The sequence below is a fragment of the Marinoscillum sp. genome (assembly GCF_040222955.1).
Lineage (GTDB): Bacteria > Bacteroidota > Bacteroidia > Cytophagales > Cyclobacteriaceae > Marinoscillum.
Window position 1 is genome coordinate 221,385 of record NZ_JAVKCA010000007.1, and the last position, 18,831, is coordinate 240,215.

The following is an 18,831-nucleotide window of genomic DNA, read 5'->3' on the forward strand; positions in this document are numbered from 1 at the left end:
TGAACTGACAGAGTGATCAGCCCCAACGAGAAAATGAGGCTAAACCGAATAGACAGGTAACGAGATATAGAAGGTAGTGCCTTTCCCCTGCTCCGATTCAAACCATATGTTACCGCCTGCGTTTTCAATTCCTTTTTTAGCTACAGCTAAACCTATCCCACTTCCTTTAGATTTTGTACTAAAATAAGGAGTAAATACTTTTTCTTTTTGCTCGTCGGAAATTCCCATTCCTGAATCCGCCACAGAAAGAATCATTTTATCTCCACTTACCCGTACCCCCACCTTTATTTTATGCATTTCGGTGGTCTCCTTTGACTGTATGGCATTGAGTAAAATATTGGTAATGATTCGGCTGAAAATTTTCGGATCCAGGTAAACCATAACCGACTTTACCTCATACGCCTTCTTCAACGCTACCTCATTGCTTTGATAGAGGTCTATAGTCTTATTCAAAAGACCTATCACCTCCACTGGCTCATTATTGGGTGCCGGCATTTTGGCAAACTCCGAAAAAGAGTCTGCAATGCTACTGAGCGAATCCACCTGACTGATAAGCGCTTCACAAGTCTTATATTCTTTGCTTTCGCTTTCGAATGATCGCATCATTTGTTGGATCTTCAGGCGCATAGGGGTCAGAGGGTTCTTGATCTCATGCGCCACCTGCCGGGCTATTTCGTTCCATGCCGACTCCTTCTGTATGGCTGCCAGAGCCTCTTTACTCTCCTCCAGTTTTACCAGCATGATGTTGTATTCTTTGACCAAACTTCCAATCTCATCCTGTGCTTCATAGTGGATGGGTTGATTGGTCTCTTCAAGGCTGATTTTTCTGATTCTCTCTCCTATCTTCTTCAGTGGTCTTACCAACTGACCGACAATGACGTTACCTCCAAGGAGTGAGATGAGAAATATAATTGAGAAAATAACCACAAGGCTATTAAACACTTCTACCTGCTGCTGGCGAAGGTGATTTTTAGAATCAAAATATGGCATGGATAAGAAAGCCATGAGGCGGCCATCTTTGTAAGACCTCAGGGCCGTATAGGACGTCTTGAAGTCCAACTTTCCGATGGTCTCATCCAATATAATATTCTGTTCCCGTTTATTTTTAATCTGGTAATATGCTTTCGTATCCAGCAATCTGGAAAGCAACCCCAACCTGAAAATCTCAGGTTGACTGGTAGTGACCAACCGCCCATTGAGGTCATAGATATTGAGATCAGACTGTGCCAGAGTAGCGGCTTCCACTATCTCGTTGGCATATTCATCGATATTGATCTGGTTCGAGAAAAACATCTCAGACTGATCAAGGATGTTCTCAGCAATATTATAGCTCCGCTTCTGGAAGTTTCGGTCTATCTCTTCCCGGTAAGAAGAGTTCAATGTGTTAATCAAGGCTACACTCACCACCAGCATAGGCAATAAAAAGGACAAACCCAGGTAGATCTGAATTTTGGTAGAAAGATTGAGCTGGCCTCCTGATATGAAAATGCGGGCCCCAAGAAAAAGAAAACCGGTGAAGAAAACCAGTAGCAAAAACATAAAGCTTGAATTGGCGAGGATCGCCTGAGTCCCGTAGGTGGGAGACACGATAATCACCGTGCGATTGTCTACGGTCTTTAGTCCAAAGTAATGGTACCCTCCTTTCTCAAGCCCTGCGTCATAAAGCTCCTCATCCTGAAACTCCGCACCTGAAAGCTTATTTTCAAAGCTATATCGTCCTTGCTTGTACAGCATCTCACCATTCTTGTAAACTGCATAGTCAAACTCCACTTTACTCCCCAGGTAATATTTACTTTCCAAAAGTAACTCCGGAAACACACTGGATGGAATATACTTCTTAAGTGTAAGCTCCAGTAAAATGTAACCTACCTGGCGCCCATATGCCGAAATTTCCAGAAAACACAGGTATTTGTTGCGAACGTTCTCTTCCCTGTCCTCCATGAAATAAATGCCGTCATAGTCGGTATGATACTCAGGAATGGCATACTCCCGCTGCCAGGACTCATATGATTTCGTTGAAACATCGGGTTGCAGAGATTCTCCAGCTGCATCGAACAGATAAACATCTATGTCATACTTCTTAAAATAGGATGCCAGAAACTGCCTTTTGATCTTCTCCCTGATATTCTGCCGGGCCAAAATCTTACTCATAAGGCGTGTTCGGACATATCGGTCCTGAGAAATTTCCTGGATTATTTCACTCAGATAATACTCACCAATGATGTCATTTCTGATCAAAAGCCTGTTGGCAAACTTCTCTTTGGCTACCAAATCGTCCTTTTCGTAATGTTTGTAAACTGCCAGGGCACTGACAATGGAAATGGTTGCGAAAATCATGACCAGAAATATGAAAGTCTGATAACGGAGCCTATTGATGGCTTTACTGAACTTCCAGAAGTCAACCAAACAGGAAAGCAGCACAAAAGCACTCGCGTACCCAATAGCCGGACCGGGTAGAAAAATGGTCAGAGGGAGCGCGCTCACCATGAGCATATACTTGAGCTTTTTATCAACTGGGAGGATGAACAGTATCAACTGACACATACTGAAAATAAGCATCACCGATAGGCCTATTAATATCAAAAATGCATAGGCACTGATTCTTAGCTCATTAAAAACGATAGAGCTACTAATATCCAATTCCACCTGCGAATGTTCTAACAGTAGCCAAGTGGAGCCATAAACCAACCATCCAGCCACAACGATGACAATAGAAACTAGTACTCCTGTCCCAATGGCTCTTTGTCTGGACAACTTACTCACCCAATCCGGCAGGTCACCAACTACAGAGCTATATACTATGGCAGAGATGGTAAAAAGTACAAGCCCATTGGCCAGTAAGTCTCCAAGCGTAGGATTGAGCAGATCAGCTGCAAAAAATACCGGATTGAAGAGGTCCCAGTCACTAACACCCGTCTGTGTATACCAGTAAAGAATCAGCCTCCATCCCACAATAGTCAACACTAAAAGCGCAGATTTTTGAAGTTTGGAATAGTGATACCTCACCGAAACTTCCATAAAAAACCAAACACAAAGCATACCGATGAGTAGCAAAATGATCAATCCAATCCACTCACCATTGGGCCGTCCCTGCACAGGAATATCGGCCTTAAACAAGGGAGTGTCATTGAAAGCAAAAGAATGAAGGCCACTCTCAGTAACTCTCAACTCATAAGCCTCAAAAACTTCACTATTGAGGTGGTCTGACAGGTATTGGTTTTTGACAGGTGGGCTTTCATATAGGGTAACGATCGAAAAAATTTCAATCAGATCCCGGTCTGTTACTACCTGTCTTCTCTTGACAATCCTCCCACCAAAATCATCCTTGATGGTATAAAGGGTATCTGACTTCTTTAAAGTGCCGTATTCAGGATAAAACTGATTGTCAGTCCAGTATACCAATCCACCATTCACAAATACCCGCTTACTAAAAGTGGCATCTCCTTTAATGGAAAAAGGATTAGTATACACAGCCAGCTCATTCTCAAATTGATCAATGTCTTGCTGCTGGGCCCGAAGAACCGTTTGCAAATTAGCGGTTACGATCTCCTCTATTGCGCGAGGAGAGCGGTTGCTTGTCATCCAATAGAAAAGGACACCCAAAACAACTATTGAGAAGAAAAAAAAGCTGATTTTTAGCCGCATATCTTAGACAATCACTCCCAAGATACACTATTTGAACTTTTCCGGGTCGTAAGTCACTCCACCGAAAACATAGGTAAATATGACCCTGGAATACCTAAAGGTGAAGGGGTACAAAAGGAGTGCCACAACCGATATGCTAATAATGTAAGTTTCAAGTGACGGATCTCCTGCAAAAACATATAGGACAAATACGGACGTCAAAAAAATACCGACGGAGAGTGCATAACTCACGTACATGGCGCCATAGTAAAACCCGGGTTCCTGCTCAAAGCGATGACTACAATGTGGACAGTTCTCATGCATGGCGCCAAACTTCCTCAAGTTCAATACAGGGTACAGAAACATATTCCCCTCCCGACACCTGGGACACTTCCCTTCAACTATGGCCTGTAATGGCCCTTTTTTTGTCATTGACTTTTGCATTGCGATACCAGATGAACGCCACCAGTCCTATGATCAGATATGGAGCGCAGAATAGATAGAGAATACCGAAATTTAGCCCAGCAGCCAGGGCTGTGTCACCATGACTCACATTATTCACCACCTGGGTCCTACACATGGCGCATTGCGCATGAGCCAGCACAGGTGTCGAGAACAGAACAATAACAGATAGTAGATATTTGAGTCGTTTCATGCCGAAAAAACAGCCTTCAGGTTATTAAGGTTCAAAGGTAATAAGGACTGATCATAAGGTAAACGATAACTCCGGTTACCGACACATATAACCACACCGGGAAGGTATACTTTACGATCTTTGTATGTTTAACAAACTGACCGGTAAGCGCATAATAAAAAGCGAATAATACAAATGGAACCACCACTATCGATAATGCGATGTGCGAAAGTAGAGTAAGCAAATAAACTGTTCGATACCCCCCTATTTCAGCGCGTTCCGCATCACTTAATACACCATCGTGATTGATGTCTCCATAAACCGTGGACACTGTAGAGGCATGATATAAGACATAGGACAGTAAAAAAAGTGTCCCGAGCCCCAGGGCTGTCATCATCAGGTTACGATGCAGGGTGGTGCGCCGGGCTTTTATGGCAGCCAAAGCCGCGAGCAACAGAACGGCTGTAGCACTGTTGATCACAGCATTCAGCGTCGGTAAAAGCTGTATCCAACCTCCCTTCTCAAATGACAGATTAACAGGTGCAAATAACAAGACGGCTACCACCACAGGGATCACCACAGAGATCACCATAATCCACTTTGAGTAGGACTTACTCGATTGAAGTATCTGTTCCATTTTCAAGGTTTAATAAATAAATATCAATTTCAGCCAGCAGTCTATCCACTTCCTCACGATTCAAATCGAATTCCCCTCGGATCATTCCCCTATGATCAACTAAATAAATGGCTGCAGGCAAATGGCAGGAATCCAACGGGTACTCCAGGTAGCCAATCTTCTTGAGCCCTTCCATTTTTGACACAATTCGTTTGCGCTCATTCACAAAATTCAGGGCTTCATCAGCATCCAAAACCACGAAACTGCTGTCGTTGATACAGGAGGTCTTCCACTCACCCAGCACAGGTAATTCAAAACGGTTCTCACCAAATGCTTGTAAGAAGAAATACCAGGCAACAGGTAATCCAAAAACAATCACAAAAAAGACAATAACTATGGGCCTGTTTTTGTTCATAATCATTCAAAAAAAAATCATGTCCAACAAAATTAGACATGATTTAAATATTCATTCCTTCTATTAATTTATTGGAGTACTTCCAAAATGGCCGCTCCCTGATACATCAAAATAAAAATCAGGAATACGATAAATATAATGGGAAGTAAAATGGACATCTTCAGCGACTTCTTTTCATGCCCAAGGTGCATGAACTCAGCCACAATGTAGAACGCCTTAACAATGGTCAGTATGATAAACACTGATGTCCTGAATGCTCCCGCTGACACTGTGAAGGCGATTACGAATTCTATGGCCGTAACCACGCCTAAAATCAAGGCCACTCTTAATATCTTGTTTATCTTGGACTTATCTGCAGGGATTACCTGAACTTCTGTAGTTTCTAATTCCATGTTTGTGTCTATTTAAAAATCAGATGAGGTAAAAGAAGGTAAAAACAAATACCCAAACCAAATCAACAAAGTGCCAGTAGAGACCTACTTTCTCCACCATTTCATAATGTCCTCTTCTCTCAAAAACACCTATCACTGCCTGGTAGAATATGATGAAATTGAACATTACTCCACTAAAAACGTGAAAACCGTGAAATCCTGTAATGAAGAAAAATAACGCCGCAAAATTGGATGGGCCATATTGATTCATAGTCAGACTAGCTCCCTGGATGATATTAGATCCCACATTTTTGCTCAGGTCTGTGCCATGGATAAAGTGCGACCACTCCCATGCCTGACATCCAAGAAATGCAAAACCACCGACAATGGTCCACAACATCCACTTCTCTACACCCTTCTTATCCATTCGGTGTCCGGCTTCCACAGCCAATACCATGGTTACACTACTCAGGATCAATACGAAAGTCATGATCCCTACGAAAACCAACGGGGCTGTCAAACCATGTAGAAAAGGCACGGCATCAAATACTTTCTCCGGGATAGGCCAGTATTCCTGAGAGAATGCAAAATCAGCAACAGCTCCCTCATATGCCGGGTGACTGTATCTGATCATCCCGTATGTAATCAGGAGAGCCGAGAACGTGAAAGCATCAGAAAGCAAGAAAAACCACATCATGAGCTTTCCATAGCTCGCTTTCATTGGAGCCACTCCACCACCCCAAGGGTTGCTGGTGCTTTCATCTACTATAACTGCTGTGTTTGCCATAGCGCGTGTCTAATTGTTTAAAATCAAAAATAAGTATAAATACAACCAAAGTCCACCCAGATAATGCCAGTAAGTGAGGCACATTTCGATCTGTGCCAGGCTCTTTGAATGTACTTTGTATCTGAATGCGTTCACCAAAACGATTGCTAAGAAAACAACTCCGCCGATTAAATGCAAAGCATGCAATCCTGTAAAAACATAAATAAAAGAACCTGCAGGGTTACCTACAAAATAGACATCCTGGCTAACTAACTGACTCCAAGAGAGGTACTGTCCAATTACAAAGCCCGCAGCCAATAGTCCGGTCAATGTCAGGTTCATTCTCAACCAAAATAAATTATTCTTTTTTGCAAAAACATATGACAGCTGCATGGTCACACTACTTAACACAATCAGGACAGTCGTCACTTTGAACAGTGAGGGAAATTCAATAAGCGGCCAGTTTCCTTCGGCCCGCTTTACTATATAAGCACTTGAAAGCGACACAAAAATCATCGTCACCGTAATGATGAAAAGCCACATGGCAAACTTCTTAGGGTGCATTGACCGCACTCTCACATTTCCTACAGGTATATCTGCTGCTCTATCCATTTCACACTTTATCTAATAAATACGCTATCTGAACGATCGGTAAATAAATAAATGATCCAAACATGATCTTCAATGCCGACTTCCGTGAGTAATCCTTCATCAGTGAAAAGGTCTGGCTCAAAAAAAGTGCACCACAAACCGTGGCCACCACTCCACTGGTGATTCCCACCAACCCAAAATATGTAGGCAACAAGCCCAAGGGAAGGAGAAACAGTGTGTAGATCATTATATTAATTGCTGTATTCAGGTCTTGTTTTCCACCGCCCGGAAGTAATTTAAAACCGGCTCGCTTATAGTCCTCATCAGCCACCCATGCAATCGCCCAAAAGTGTGGAAACTGCCAGATAAACTGAATTCCGAAAATAATCAGGGCCTCGTGAGATATGCTCCCCGTGGCGGCCACCCAGCCAAGCAATGGAGGCAAAGCACCAGGAATGGCACCGACAAACACAGCTATTGGACCCACTCGCTTTAATGGGGTGTAGACAAACGAATACAGCACCATTGATAAAAAGGAAAGCAAAACGGTCAGGAGATTGGTTTGCCAAATAAGAATCCCAAATCCCAAAGCTCCAATCAAAAGCGCATATTGAATGGCTTCATTTGATGAAAGTCTTCCTGTCGGCAAAGGCCTGTTCTCTGTCCTTTTCATCAACTTATCCAAATCCTTTTCGATAATCTGATTAATGACAATAGAAGTACCGGAAATCAAAAAACCTCCAAAAACCAGCCAACTAAAATGCACCCAGTCTATGCGCCCCTGATTACCCAATAAATAGCCAAAACCACAGGAGAAGGCTACCAGAAATGACAACCTAAACTTAAGCAGTTCATAAAATGCTTTTACTTTTTCCGTGAAGGGAGTGCTATGTAATTCAATGGATTGCATTAACTCTTTTGGGCATTTGAATTTGCGTACAAAAATAGGTAAAATATAACTCCGAAGGCCATAGTTCCAAGAAGCAAATGAAGGGGCTGAGCAAAAGCAGGGAAACTAAAATATGCCATAATTACACCCAAACCAATCTCGACCAAAATAATAACCAGAAGCGCACTCATAAACGTACAAACACTCCCCCTTTTCCAATTTAGGTACACCACATAGCCCACAATGGCTGTTAGTAAGAGTGAATACGAACGATGCACATAAAAAAGAATGCCTAACTGATCAAGCCATCCTGAACGCTGGATGTCAGAAGTATTTTTGATCACATCTATCTCCTCACGAACCTGCACACCCAATACAATCTGAATGGTAAATAACACCAGCAGCACAAGTAACCAACCTCCGCCCGACACTTTTTGCTCATCCCGTGAAGACATGAGATATCGCTGTGTGAGAAGCAGGGCTACCAGCAACAAAGCCAACATCATGTGAAAGGAAATGAACCCGGGCAACAGATTAGTGGAAACGACTAAAGAGCCAATCCACCCCTGAAAGACGACCAATATAAAGGACATGATACCAAGGATGGTCACCCACTTATCAGTCCTTCTGTACCTGAAAGCAAATATCATATTGATGATAATCAGAAACCCTATGATCACACCCACTAAACGATTGATATATTCCACCCAGGCTTTTTGAGTGTCAAAGTAAGTGGCTTTCCCTATCGACGGATCATTTGTTACGCTCTCAGCCAAATCCTCCCAACCAAGCCACCTAAGCGTGGCAGCCAATCGCTCATTCTTCTCCACCCTGGAAGACACAAATATATCTTCATAATTAGCTGGAAGCTCGGTAACACTAGCTGGAGGAACATAAGATCCAAAGCATTTAGGCCAATCCGGGCACCCCATACCAGCCCCCATACTACGAACAATGCCGCCTACTAGTATTAAAAAGTAGACGGCAATGATCGTATATAAATTAACGTTTAATGACTTGTTATTTCGTCTCATTGACCTGAGCACTGCCCTCAGTTTTCGCTACCTCAGCTTCGTGCGCAAGATTCGATTCAGGTGTCTGGCTAAAAGGAATGTGTTGAGGAATGAAATCGTCAGGTGCACCTGGCTTACTATAATCATACGGCCATCTGTATACCTTGGGGATAGCTCCAGGCCAGTTTCCATGTCCAGGTTCTACAGGAGTAGTCCACTCCAAAGTGTTGGACTTCCATGGGTTCTGAGGCGCTCTCCTACCTCTGTACATACTATAAAAGAAGTTGAACAGGAAGATAAACTGTGCACCAAACGTTACGATAGCCGCCACACTCACAAATGAGTTGAGATCGGTAAACGAACTGAAAGCATCAAAGCTGGTAAATGAGTAGTATCTCCTTGGGAAACCGGCTATACCGATGTAGTGCAGTGGAAAGAATACCAGGTATACTCCCACAAACGTCATCCAGAAGTGGATAAATCCTAGCCTGTTGTCCATCATTCTACCAAACATCTTTGGGAACCAGTGATAAACACCAGCTAACAAACCAAAGAACGATGCACTTCCCATCACCAGGTGAAAGTGAGCCACCACAAAATAAGTGTCATGTAATGAAATATCTACTGCAGAGTTTCCAAGAAATAGCCCTGTAAGTCCACCTGATATAAAGAAAGACACCAGACCTATAGAAAAAAGCATTGCCGGGGTGAAAACTATGTTTCCCTTCCAAAGTGTGGTGATGTAGTTAAATGCTTTCACAGCGGATGGCACCGCGATGATCAATGTAAGGAACATAAAGATAGATCCGAGGAAAGGGTTCAGGCCTGTTACAAACATATGATGCGCCCACACAATAAAGGATAAGAACGCAATAGCCAGGATAGAACCAATCATGGCCCTATATCCGAAAATAGGTTTCCGTGAGTTGGTAGAGATAATCTCTGAAGTGATTCCAAGTGCAGGAAGGATTACAATATAAACCTCAGGGTGTCCCAAAAACCAGAACAAATGCTGATAAAGAATAGGGCTACCTCCTACATTAGGAAGTGCCTCACCGTTGATATATATCTCCGACAGGTAAAAGCTTGTCCCAAAAGAGCGATCAAAAACCAATAGCAAAGCCGCAGCTACAAGTACAGGAAAGGATAACAGACCGATTACAGCAGTTATGAAGAATGCCCAGATGGTCAATGGCAAACGAGAGAAAGCCATGCCTTCTGTCCTCATATTGATGACAGTCGTGATGTAGTTAATTCCACCAAGTAAAGTTGACACAATAAAAAACACCATTGAAATCAACCACATAGTCATACCTGCCCCTGAACCCTGAATGGCCTGTGGCAAGGCACTCAATGGCGGATAAACCGTCCATCCCCCGGCAGCAGGTCCAGTCTCAAGAAACAATGAAATAAACATTACGAGCCCTGAGAGGAAGAAAAACCAATAGGACAACATATTCATGAAACCTGAAGCCATATCTCTGGCGCCAATTTGAAGTGGAATCAGGAAATTACTGAATGTCCCACTCAAGCCCGCAGTTAACACGAAAAACACCATAATGGTCCCGTGCATGGTAACAAGTGCCAGATAAAACTCTGAATCCAATTTTCCACCCTCAGTAATCCATTTTCCAAGAATTGGTCTCAACCAATCCAACTGCATTTCAGGGAAACCCAACTGCAATCTGAAAATAATGGAAAGCGCACCCCCAATAATGGCCCAGAAAATCCCTGTAATCAGGAATTGTTTGGCAATCGTCTTATGATCAGTGCTAAAGATGTATTTGCTAATAAAACTCTGCTCATGATGCTCGTGATCGTCATGTGCCAAATGTTCTTCTACTTGAATGTCTGCTACTGACATGTTAATTCTTTTTAATATGTACTGCTAACAACTGAATTTCCAACTTTTTGTATTCCGGCATTGTCTTCAATACCCGATGCTATTCTGGCCATTTCCTGCAACTCATCAGGTACCTGAGAAAGGTAGTCGGCATTCTGTTTCAACCAGGCATCCTGACTAGCATACCATTTTTCATATTCCTCAGGCTCCAGTACCTCGATTAAATATTTCATAGCAAAATGGCCCTTCCCACATATCTTATTACATACCAATTCATAGTTAAACTCAGGGTCTCCAGTCTCTGTACGCATTTCCTCAGTAGTCTTGGTGGGCACAAACCAAAACCTGGTAGGCATACCCGGCACGGCATTCATTTGCAACCTGAAGTGGGGCTGATAAACACTGTGTATCACATCTCTTGCCCGGATCTGAAGCAGCACAGGCTTTCCTTTAGGAAGATACATTTTGGTCGGGATGAAATCATCGAAAGAGGCTCTGTCACTGAAATCAATTCCCACCTGATTGACAACATCTATTTTCTTATAATCATAATCTCCCAATTTCTTGTCAGCGCCACCATATCTGATCGCCCAGGAATACTGATATCCCATCACTTCGATTACCTCCGCACCTTCCGGAGCTGGTCCAGTGATATCCACCCAGGCTTTCCATCCTGAAATAATCAGAATAGCCAAAACAACCGCGGGAACTGCTGTCCAGATATACTCGAGTTTACTGTTATGAGGGTAGAAATGTGCTTGATTACCTTCTTTGTGCTGATACTTGTAAGAAAACCCAAATAAAAAGATTTGCGTGACGATAAAGACGAAACCAGTAATGGCCATGGTAATCCAAAACAAACGATCTGTTACCACTCCATGCTCAGAGGCCAATGGCAGAACAAAACTCTCATCCAGACCGCCGAAAGAATAGTAAAAGAAACCTACTATTCCCAAAACCAGAAATACCACAAGTAAACTTGCCTGAAGCTTGTTACTGGCAGGTACCTCTTTCTTTGAGTCCCCCTTCACTATCCCAACCAAGGTAAATACCCTGAAAATAGAGATCAGGATGCCCACAACCAAGATAACCGCTAATACTATGATCAAATTCAACATATCGAATTACTTATCTTATCTCTGATTTTTTAAATATGATGATGTAAACTCTCCTCTAACATTGGGTGATTTTTGGCATACAGTGGCGCTTTAGCCATCTGATTCAAAACCACATAAATAAACGCACCTGAATACACGAACATTAGACCAAGCTCAAGAAATCCAAAGCCCCCGTTACCCTTAAGCGTTCCGGGAGTAATCATTAAGTAAAAATCGAGCCAATGTCCAATGATAATGACAGGGGCCACTACCTTAATGAACCTCGCATGTCTCTTGGCATTCCTTGTCATCAATACAAGGAAAGGAAAGAAAAAGTTTACGATCAGGTTAAGGTAAAACAACGGCGCATACTGTCCATTCTTCCATCTCTCCACATAATAAATGGTCTCCTCAGGAATGTTTGCATAGTAAATCAGCAGGAACTGCGAAAACCAGATGTACGTCCAGAAAATGCTGAAAGCAAAGATAAACTTTCCAAGATCGTGAATGTGGTTAGCATTCACTATGCTCAAGTACCCCTTGTCCTTTAACAAGACCACAATGAAAGCGGTTAAAGCCAATCCTGAAACCCACCAACTCGCAAAGTTGTACCATCCAAACATGGTACTGAACCAGTGTGTATCTATAGACAAAACCCAGTCCCATGCAGCCATAGAAGAGGACACCGCAAAGAAAATAATGAATATGGCAGACAATTTCCTCATCTGATACCATTTCTCTGTACCACCTTCTAAGTCTTCCTGATAAGCCAGGTTTTTCAACTTAGCAAAAAGCACGTACCATACGCCAAAGAAAATAACCATTCTGGCGAGAAAAAACACAGGAGTAGATCCACCGTGAAGTGGCCAGAAAAAGTAAGGTCCCTTACCCGCGATAATCGAATCGTAGTCCGGAGAGGAAGGATCATACAAATCATGATGAGTCCAGTGAAACAAATCGTGACCAGCCACCAAATAAGTTGCCAACATCAGAAGGCCGGCAAATGGAATCCACGCTCCAAATGAAAGAGGAATTCTCTTAATACCAGCAGACCAACCGGCCTGAGCAGCATATTGAATGGCAAAGAACAACACCCCAATGAGTGCTATTCCTGCAAAATATACGTTATTGATCCAAAGGTTCGCGTAGAGCCTCTGAGTCCAATGGAATGCATGACCAGCCTCTCCTTCCAACTCATGGTGCCCTCCACCCATAGATATAGAGAAAATACCCAGGAGAGCCAGAACAGCTCCTACTGCTATAAATATGAATAGATTCTTCTTGGTCTTTGCTGTAAATTCAAATGTTTCCTCAGCCATATCTAAAATGGATAAAAATCAGTTTTTTATTGTTGTTGCAGAGTTTGTACATAAGTAGTGATCTTCCAGCGATCTTCCACACTTATCTGAGACGCATGAGCACCCATACGCCCTTTACCGTTGGTAATGACCCAGAATATATGACCCGCCTTTTTATCCTTCACTGTTGCCGAATTATAAGAAGTTACCCCCTTATACACTTCACCAACCAGTCCGTCACCCTGCCCCTTTTCACCGTGGCAGTGCTCACAAAACCTTAGATAAAGAGCCTTTCCCTCTTTCAATGCCTCTTCACCAAAAGGATTGGTCAGTACCTCTTCGGCCGTGGCATAATCATCAGCCGCTATACCATTAGAAGCGATATAATCACCTCTCTTAATGGTATTGGCCACCGGTTCCCTCATAGTCATCTTGTAAGGATTATATGGGTTTGAGTTGTAAAACTCCCCATGTTCATCCTCAGGATTTGAATCCAACCAACTTCCCTTGCTCTCATCCGTGATTTGTGAAAGTGGTTCGTAGGGTGTAGAGTGATACATCTGTGGGGCATATTCCAACCCTGTGTCATCTACACCTGCAGCACATGCCCCTAACATGGCAGTAACCACACCTGCAACCAATATTTGATATGTATATTTTAACATCTTCATTAAAGTGTTTTCAGATTCACTTCAGAAGCTCCGCTTGCTTTTAAAAGACTGCTGATAGCTGCTTCTTCAACTTTATTTTTCCCAAGATCTATTGCCACGATGTGCTTATCGTCAGTAATGCGCTTGTCAAATAATTTCGGCTTTCCCCAGGGTTTCAGGTTACTAATAATCATGAAAGTACCCACCATCCCAAAAGAGGCCAACAAGACAGTCAGCTCAAATGTAACCGGGATAAAAGACGGGATTGGGGCATAGTCCTTACCCCCAATGATCATTGGCCAATCCACTGTCATCATTCCTAACTGCATGGTGAGGGCCAATGACGTGCCCAGCAAACCAAAAAGGAACGCCACAACAGATAATCTGGAACCCTTGTAACCCAGCACATCATCAATACCATGTACCGGAAATGGTGAATAAACTTCATGAATTTTGACTCCTCCTGCACGCACCTGTGTGATCGCCTTTAGGAGAACGTCTTCGTCTTCATATACACCGACTATATAATTGCTTTCGTGAGCCATTATGCTTTTTTGTTTTCGCCAGTTGCTTTAATAATACTTTTTACCTCCGCCATGTTGATCACAGGGAAGAACTTCGCAAACAGGAAGAACGCCGTGAAAAACAATCCGAAGGTGAATACATATACCCCTACATCATACATAGTTGGGTAAAACATTGCCCAGCTTGAAGGCAAAAAGTCTCTATGCAGTGAGGTTACGATGATCACGAAACGCTCAAACCACATCCCAATATTTACGATGATAGAAATCACAAATGTAGCTGCCAGGTTAGTTCGGATCTTCTTAAACCAGAAGAGCTGCGGAGAGATCACATTACAGGTCATCATGGAAGCATATGCCCACCAGTATGGTCCAGTAGCCCTGTTGATGAAAGCGTACTGCTCTGCTTCAACTCCAGAATACCAGGCCATGAAAAACTCTGTGATATAAGCCACCCCTACGATAGAGCCGGTAATAATGATTACAATGTTCATCAACTCAATATGCTGAATCGTGATGTAGTCCTCTAACTTATAAACCTTCCTGGTTATCAGGAGAAGTGTTAATACCATGGCAAATCCTGAGAAAATTGCACCCGCCACAAAGTACGGAGGGAAGATGGTTGTATGCCAACCAGGAATTACTGAGGTCGCGAAATCAAAGGATACGATCGTGTGTACTGAAAGCACCAGAGGTGTTGCCAAACCAGCGAGCACCAACGCTACAGTCTCATATCTCGACCAGGTCTTTGCTGCTCCATCCCATCCAAAGCTCAATGCACCATATACTGCCGCTGAAACTTTATTAGTGGCTCTGTCTCTGATGGTAGCGAAATCAGGAATCAATCCTATGTACCAGAAAACAAGAGATACAGAGAAATATGTTGATATCGCAAACACATCCCACAAAAGAGGTGAGTTGAAGTTTACCCAAAGAGACCCGAAAGTATTAGGGAGTGGTAACGCCCAGTAAAAGCCCAACCATGGTCTTCCCATGTGAAGAACAGGGAACATAGCAGCACAGATTACTGCAAATATGGTCATTGCCTCAGCTGCCCGGTTGATGGACATTCTCCAACGCTGACGAAAAAGCAACAGAATGGCAGAGATCAAAGTACCTGCGTGACCAATACCAACCCACCAAACGAAGTTGGTAATATCCCAGGCCCAACCTACAGTCTTGTTCAATCCCCACATTCCAATACCTTCCCATAGGGTCATGGCCACAGCATATGCTCCTATGGTCAAAGTACCAAGCGAAAGGGCCATGGCAAACAGCCAAAGCTTCGCAGGTTTTTCCTCTACTCTTCCGGCAATGTCCTCTGTAACGTCGTGTACTGTTTTTCCACCCGTAACTAAGGGCTCTCTAATTGCTGATTCTGCTATCATAGGATATTATGCTTCTGCTTTTTCAGTTTTAGACACTTCATCTTTATTTCTGACTTTAGTCAGATACCAAATATTTGGCATCACTCTTAATTCTTCCAATACGTGATAAGCTCTTGGCTCTCTCGCTTCCACACTCTTCTCATTCTGCTTGATCTGAAGCATCTGAGAAATACGGCTGTTTGGATCTTTCATGTCACCAAACACTAAAGCCTCTGAAGGACAGGCACTTGCACATGCCGATACCACTTCCCCATCCTCAGGTCTTCTTCCGTTTCGTTTGGCTTCAAGCTTTCCTGACTGGATTCTCTGTACACAGAAAGTACATTTCTCCATCACCCCTCTGGCCCTGACCGTCACATCCGGATTCAATACCATCTTGCCCAGGTCATTGTTCATGGCCATGTTCTTATCGAACTGCTTGTTATCGTGGTATTTGAACCAGTTAAATCTTCTTACTTTATAAGGACAGTTGTTTGCACAATATCTTGTTCCAATACATCTGTTGTAAGTCATTTGATTCAGCCCCTCGCTACTGTGCGTTGTAGCTGCTACCGGACATACCGTTTCGCAAGGTGCATTATTGCACTGCTGGCACATCATTGGCTGGAAAGTTACCTCAGGGTTTTCTGAAGGATCCTCCATGGCCTTGCCCTCAGTGGCATCAGAACTATAGTATCTATCGATTCTGATCCAGTGCATCTCCCTTCTGTTGAGCACCTCTTGCTTTCCTACTACAGGTATATTATTCTCAGTTTGACAGGCAATCGTACACGATCCACAACCTGTACATGAGTTTAAGTCAATCATCATCCCCCAATGGTGATTAGGGTATTCATGTCCCTTCCATAGGGAAACTGCGTAAGGCTTCTTATAGCCCTCTGCGGTAGCTATTTTAGGGAAATTTCTTCCAGCCTGATTGTCTTTTTGATAGTTCTTTAGGAGGGTTTCCTGAATCACAGTCTCACGCCCCATATAGGTCTGGTGTGTCTGTGTTTGAGCGATTCTATAAGGTGTACCTGTTGGCTCAGCGCTCACGCCTGTGGTGACCACAAAACTGACAGTTCCTTTGCTCACAGTACCAAACTGATAGGCGTTTACTCCAACACCATCAGCCACTTTTCCTGCTTTGGTTCTACCATAACCAATGGCCAAACCAACCGTTCCATAGGCCTGACCTGGCTGTGGAAGCACAGGAATCTCAGCGGTGACACCATTTGCGGTGAAATTCACCTTTTGAGTAGACATGTCTCCGATCTCTATTCCCCACTCTTCTGCCTGCTTAGGTGATACAGTTAGATAGTTATCCCATGTAGCTTTGGTAATTGGATCAGGCATCTCCTGCAACCAGGGGTTGTTGGCTTGAATACCATCTGCCACACTGCTATTTTGGTAGATTACCAACTCCAGCCCGGCATTATCAAGTGAATATGAAGCACCAATGGCAGACGCCACTGAACTTACCGCCACATCAGCAGATGCTGATTGAGCTTCACTCTTAATTTCATATACACCATCGTGCAAACACTTGTTCCAAAAGGCATCGAAGTTGAAAAACTCAATGCTATTGGCCTTGGCAAATACGTTAGAGTTCCAGGTTTCACGGACCAAATCGTAATAAGAACCCTCTTCACCAGCCCATGTCATAAATGACTGCTGTGCCTGTCGTGTATTAAAGATATTTTGGATTGCAGGCTGCGATAAACTAAAGAATCCAGTGACAGGCTCAAAATCATTCCAGGATTCAAGGAAATGGTGATCAGGTGCCTGGTATTTCACCAATGAAGAAGTTTCGTCAGTCCTATCACTGGTAGAAACGGCAAATTTAGCCTTGGCTAGACCGGCTTCAATTTGAGCCCCTAGTGGATGGTCATAAACCGGGTTACAGTTGTAGAAAACCACACCGGCCACAGAACCAGCATTCAATTTATTAACGAATTCAGCAAACTGAGCATCGTTTCCTTTTCTCAGATTCACGGATTTTGATATATCAAGAGTAGCACCGTAGTTGCCCAGCAAGTTATTAATGGCAATCACCATCAGCTGCACGTTGATGTCATTTGATCCACTCATCACCAAAGAGGCACCCTGAGTCTTCACCAAATCGGCTGCAGCCTTAGCCAACAGCTCATTGTCAACTTTAGTAACATTAACCTGGCCTGCTCCCATCTTTGCGGCCACGGCATTATAAAGATTAGCCACATAAAGTCCCTCCTGAGAAGGCTTAATAGCTACGCGATAATCCGCGTTGGCCCCTGTCAGGGATAAGTTTGATTCAAAAGCATAAGCTCTTGACATATCCGTTTTATCCTTGGAGAGCTTACGCCCCGCCGCAAATTGCTTGTTGTTAGCTGTCCTGTTTGGCCATGCTCCCAGGAAGTCTGCTCCGAAGGAAACCAAAGTTTTGGCTTTAGAAAAGTCATGATATGGCATCATTCTGTTTCCAAATGCTGACTCATAAGCCGAAAGCATTCCACTAAATGATACCTGATCGTAAGAAACATGTGTTCCCCCAAATTTCTCCGCCAGCTTACTAATAGTAGCCTGAGTGGACGGCGAAGCCACAGAATTACTTACTATGGTTAACTGACCATTGGCTGCAGCAAATTCCTTTGCCAAAGCACTATCCAAATCAGCCCATGAAACTTTTGCTCCATCTATTTTAGGGTCTGTAAGACGCTCCTGATCATAAAGTGAAAGCACAGAAGACTCTACCTGAGGAGTAGTACCACCACCACTAATGGATGATAGTTTGTTTCCTTCCAGTTTAATAGGTCTTCCCTCTCTTGTCTTCACCAATACACTGCAATAATCACTTCCACTGACGTAAGTAGAAGCATAGTAATTAGGAAGTGTGGGATCAACCGCTACAGGTTTCTTTACATAAGGAATGGCCTTTTTAACAGGGGTTTCACAGGCTGCCAATGACACTGCGGCAATACCAAAACCCATTAGCTTAAGGAAATCTCTTCGAGATGGCTCGCCACCGTCTTCACCACTGATTGGCAAATACTCCGGGAACTCCTTGTTAGCGTATTTTTGAAACTCAGCTTTGTTTTGAAGCTGCTCTAATCCTTTCCAGTATTTCTTAGTTTCCTTCATATTGATGGACTAA

The 18,831-nt window shown here is 43.3% G+C and carries 17 protein-coding genes; all 17 read right to left on the bottom strand.

All coding sequences use genetic code 11. The features are described from left to right. Nucleotides 1–39: 39 nt before the first annotated feature. Nucleotides 40–3,582 carry an ATP-binding protein gene (locus tag RIH33_RS03035; protein ID WP_406653585.1) on the bottom strand — a complete coding sequence of 1,181 codons (3,543 nt, stop codon included), beginning with the start codon at nucleotides 3,580–3,582 and terminating at the stop codon, nucleotides 40–42. A 90-nt stretch (nucleotides 3,583–3,672) separates the two neighbouring features. Continuing rightward, nucleotides 3,673–4,068, bottom strand: coding sequence for a DUF983 domain-containing protein (locus tag RIH33_RS03040; protein WP_406653586.1), 396 nt, complete (start codon nucleotides 4,066–4,068; stop codon nucleotides 3,673–3,675). Further along, nucleotides 4,022–4,279, bottom strand: coding sequence for a hypothetical protein (locus RIH33_RS03045; protein ID WP_406653587.1), 258 nt, complete (start codon nucleotides 4,277–4,279; stop codon nucleotides 4,022–4,024). The genes RIH33_RS03040 and RIH33_RS03045 overlap by 47 nt, the downstream gene beginning before the upstream one ends. Nucleotides 4,280–4,310: 31 nt before the next feature. Then, nucleotides 4,311–4,895: a DUF420 domain-containing protein gene (locus RIH33_RS03050; RefSeq protein WP_406653589.1), complete on the bottom strand. Its 585-nt coding sequence runs from the start codon at nucleotides 4,893–4,895 to the stop codon at nucleotides 4,311–4,313. Beyond that, nucleotides 4,870–5,295, bottom strand: coding sequence for a hypothetical protein (locus RIH33_RS03055; RefSeq protein ID WP_406653590.1), 426 nt, complete (start codon nucleotides 5,293–5,295; stop codon nucleotides 4,870–4,872). The genes RIH33_RS03050 and RIH33_RS03055 overlap by 26 nt, the downstream gene beginning before the upstream one ends. A gap of 62 nt (nucleotides 5,296–5,357) precedes the next feature. Beyond that, the gene (locus tag RIH33_RS03060) at nucleotides 5,358–5,681 is read right to left on the bottom strand and encodes a cytochrome C oxidase subunit IV family protein (protein WP_406653592.1); all 324 of its coding nucleotides are present in this window, start codon (nucleotides 5,679–5,681) and stop codon (nucleotides 5,358–5,360) included. Between the two features lie 19 nt (nucleotides 5,682–5,700). Further along, entirely contained in the window at nucleotides 5,701–6,447 is a 747-nt protein-coding gene (locus RIH33_RS03065) for a cytochrome c oxidase subunit 3 (protein ID WP_406653593.1), read from the bottom strand. A 9-nt stretch (nucleotides 6,448–6,456) separates the two neighbouring features. Beyond that, complete coding sequence (locus tag RIH33_RS03070; protein WP_406653594.1) at nucleotides 6,457–7,038, bottom strand: heme-copper oxidase subunit III; 582 nt, start codon at nucleotides 7,036–7,038, stop codon at nucleotides 6,457–6,459. Between the two features lies 1 nt (nucleotide 7,039). After that, entirely contained in the window at nucleotides 7,040–7,927 is an 888-nt protein-coding gene (gene cyoE, locus RIH33_RS03075) for a heme o synthase (protein WP_406653595.1), read from the bottom strand. After that, the gene (locus tag RIH33_RS03080) at nucleotides 7,927–8,940 is read right to left on the bottom strand and encodes a COX15/CtaA family protein (RefSeq protein ID WP_406653596.1); all 1,014 of its coding nucleotides are present in this window, start codon (nucleotides 8,938–8,940) and stop codon (nucleotides 7,927–7,929) included. The genes cyoE and RIH33_RS03080 overlap by 1 nt, the downstream gene beginning before the upstream one ends. Beyond that, nucleotides 8,927–10,783, bottom strand: a complete 1,857-nt coding sequence (locus tag RIH33_RS03085; RefSeq protein ID WP_406653597.1) for a cbb3-type cytochrome c oxidase subunit I — start codon at nucleotides 10,781–10,783, stop codon at nucleotides 8,927–8,929. The genes RIH33_RS03080 and RIH33_RS03085 overlap by 14 nt, the downstream gene beginning before the upstream one ends. A gap of 11 nt (nucleotides 10,784–10,794) precedes the next feature. Continuing rightward, nucleotides 10,795–11,880 (bottom strand): cytochrome c oxidase subunit II, encoded by a 1,086-nt coding sequence (locus RIH33_RS03090; RefSeq protein WP_406653598.1) that lies wholly within the window; start codon nucleotides 11,878–11,880, stop codon nucleotides 10,795–10,797. A gap of 29 nt (nucleotides 11,881–11,909) precedes the next feature. Further along, nucleotides 11,910–13,178: a quinol:cytochrome C oxidoreductase gene (locus RIH33_RS03095; protein ID WP_406653599.1), complete on the bottom strand. Its 1,269-nt coding sequence runs from the start codon at nucleotides 13,176–13,178 to the stop codon at nucleotides 11,910–11,912. A 26-nt stretch (nucleotides 13,179–13,204) separates the two neighbouring features. Next, nucleotides 13,205–13,822, bottom strand: coding sequence for a c-type cytochrome (locus tag RIH33_RS03100; RefSeq protein ID WP_406653601.1), 618 nt, complete (start codon nucleotides 13,820–13,822; stop codon nucleotides 13,205–13,207). A 5-nt stretch (nucleotides 13,823–13,827) separates the two neighbouring features. Next, a complete protein-coding gene (locus RIH33_RS03105) occupies nucleotides 13,828–14,352 on the bottom strand; it encodes a DUF3341 domain-containing protein (RefSeq protein ID WP_159580193.1) in 525 nt (174 codons plus the stop codon). Then, nucleotides 14,352–15,719, bottom strand: a complete 1,368-nt coding sequence (gene nrfD / locus RIH33_RS03110) for an NrfD/PsrC family molybdoenzyme membrane anchor subunit (RefSeq protein WP_406653602.1) — start codon at nucleotides 15,717–15,719, stop codon at nucleotides 14,352–14,354. Before nrfD ends, RIH33_RS03105 begins: the two co-directional genes overlap by 1 nt. A gap of 6 nt (nucleotides 15,720–15,725) precedes the next feature. After that, nucleotides 15,726–18,818, bottom strand: a complete 3,093-nt coding sequence (locus RIH33_RS03115; RefSeq protein WP_406653604.1) for a TAT-variant-translocated molybdopterin oxidoreductase — start codon at nucleotides 18,816–18,818, stop codon at nucleotides 15,726–15,728. Nucleotides 18,819–18,831 lie beyond the last annotated feature (13 nt).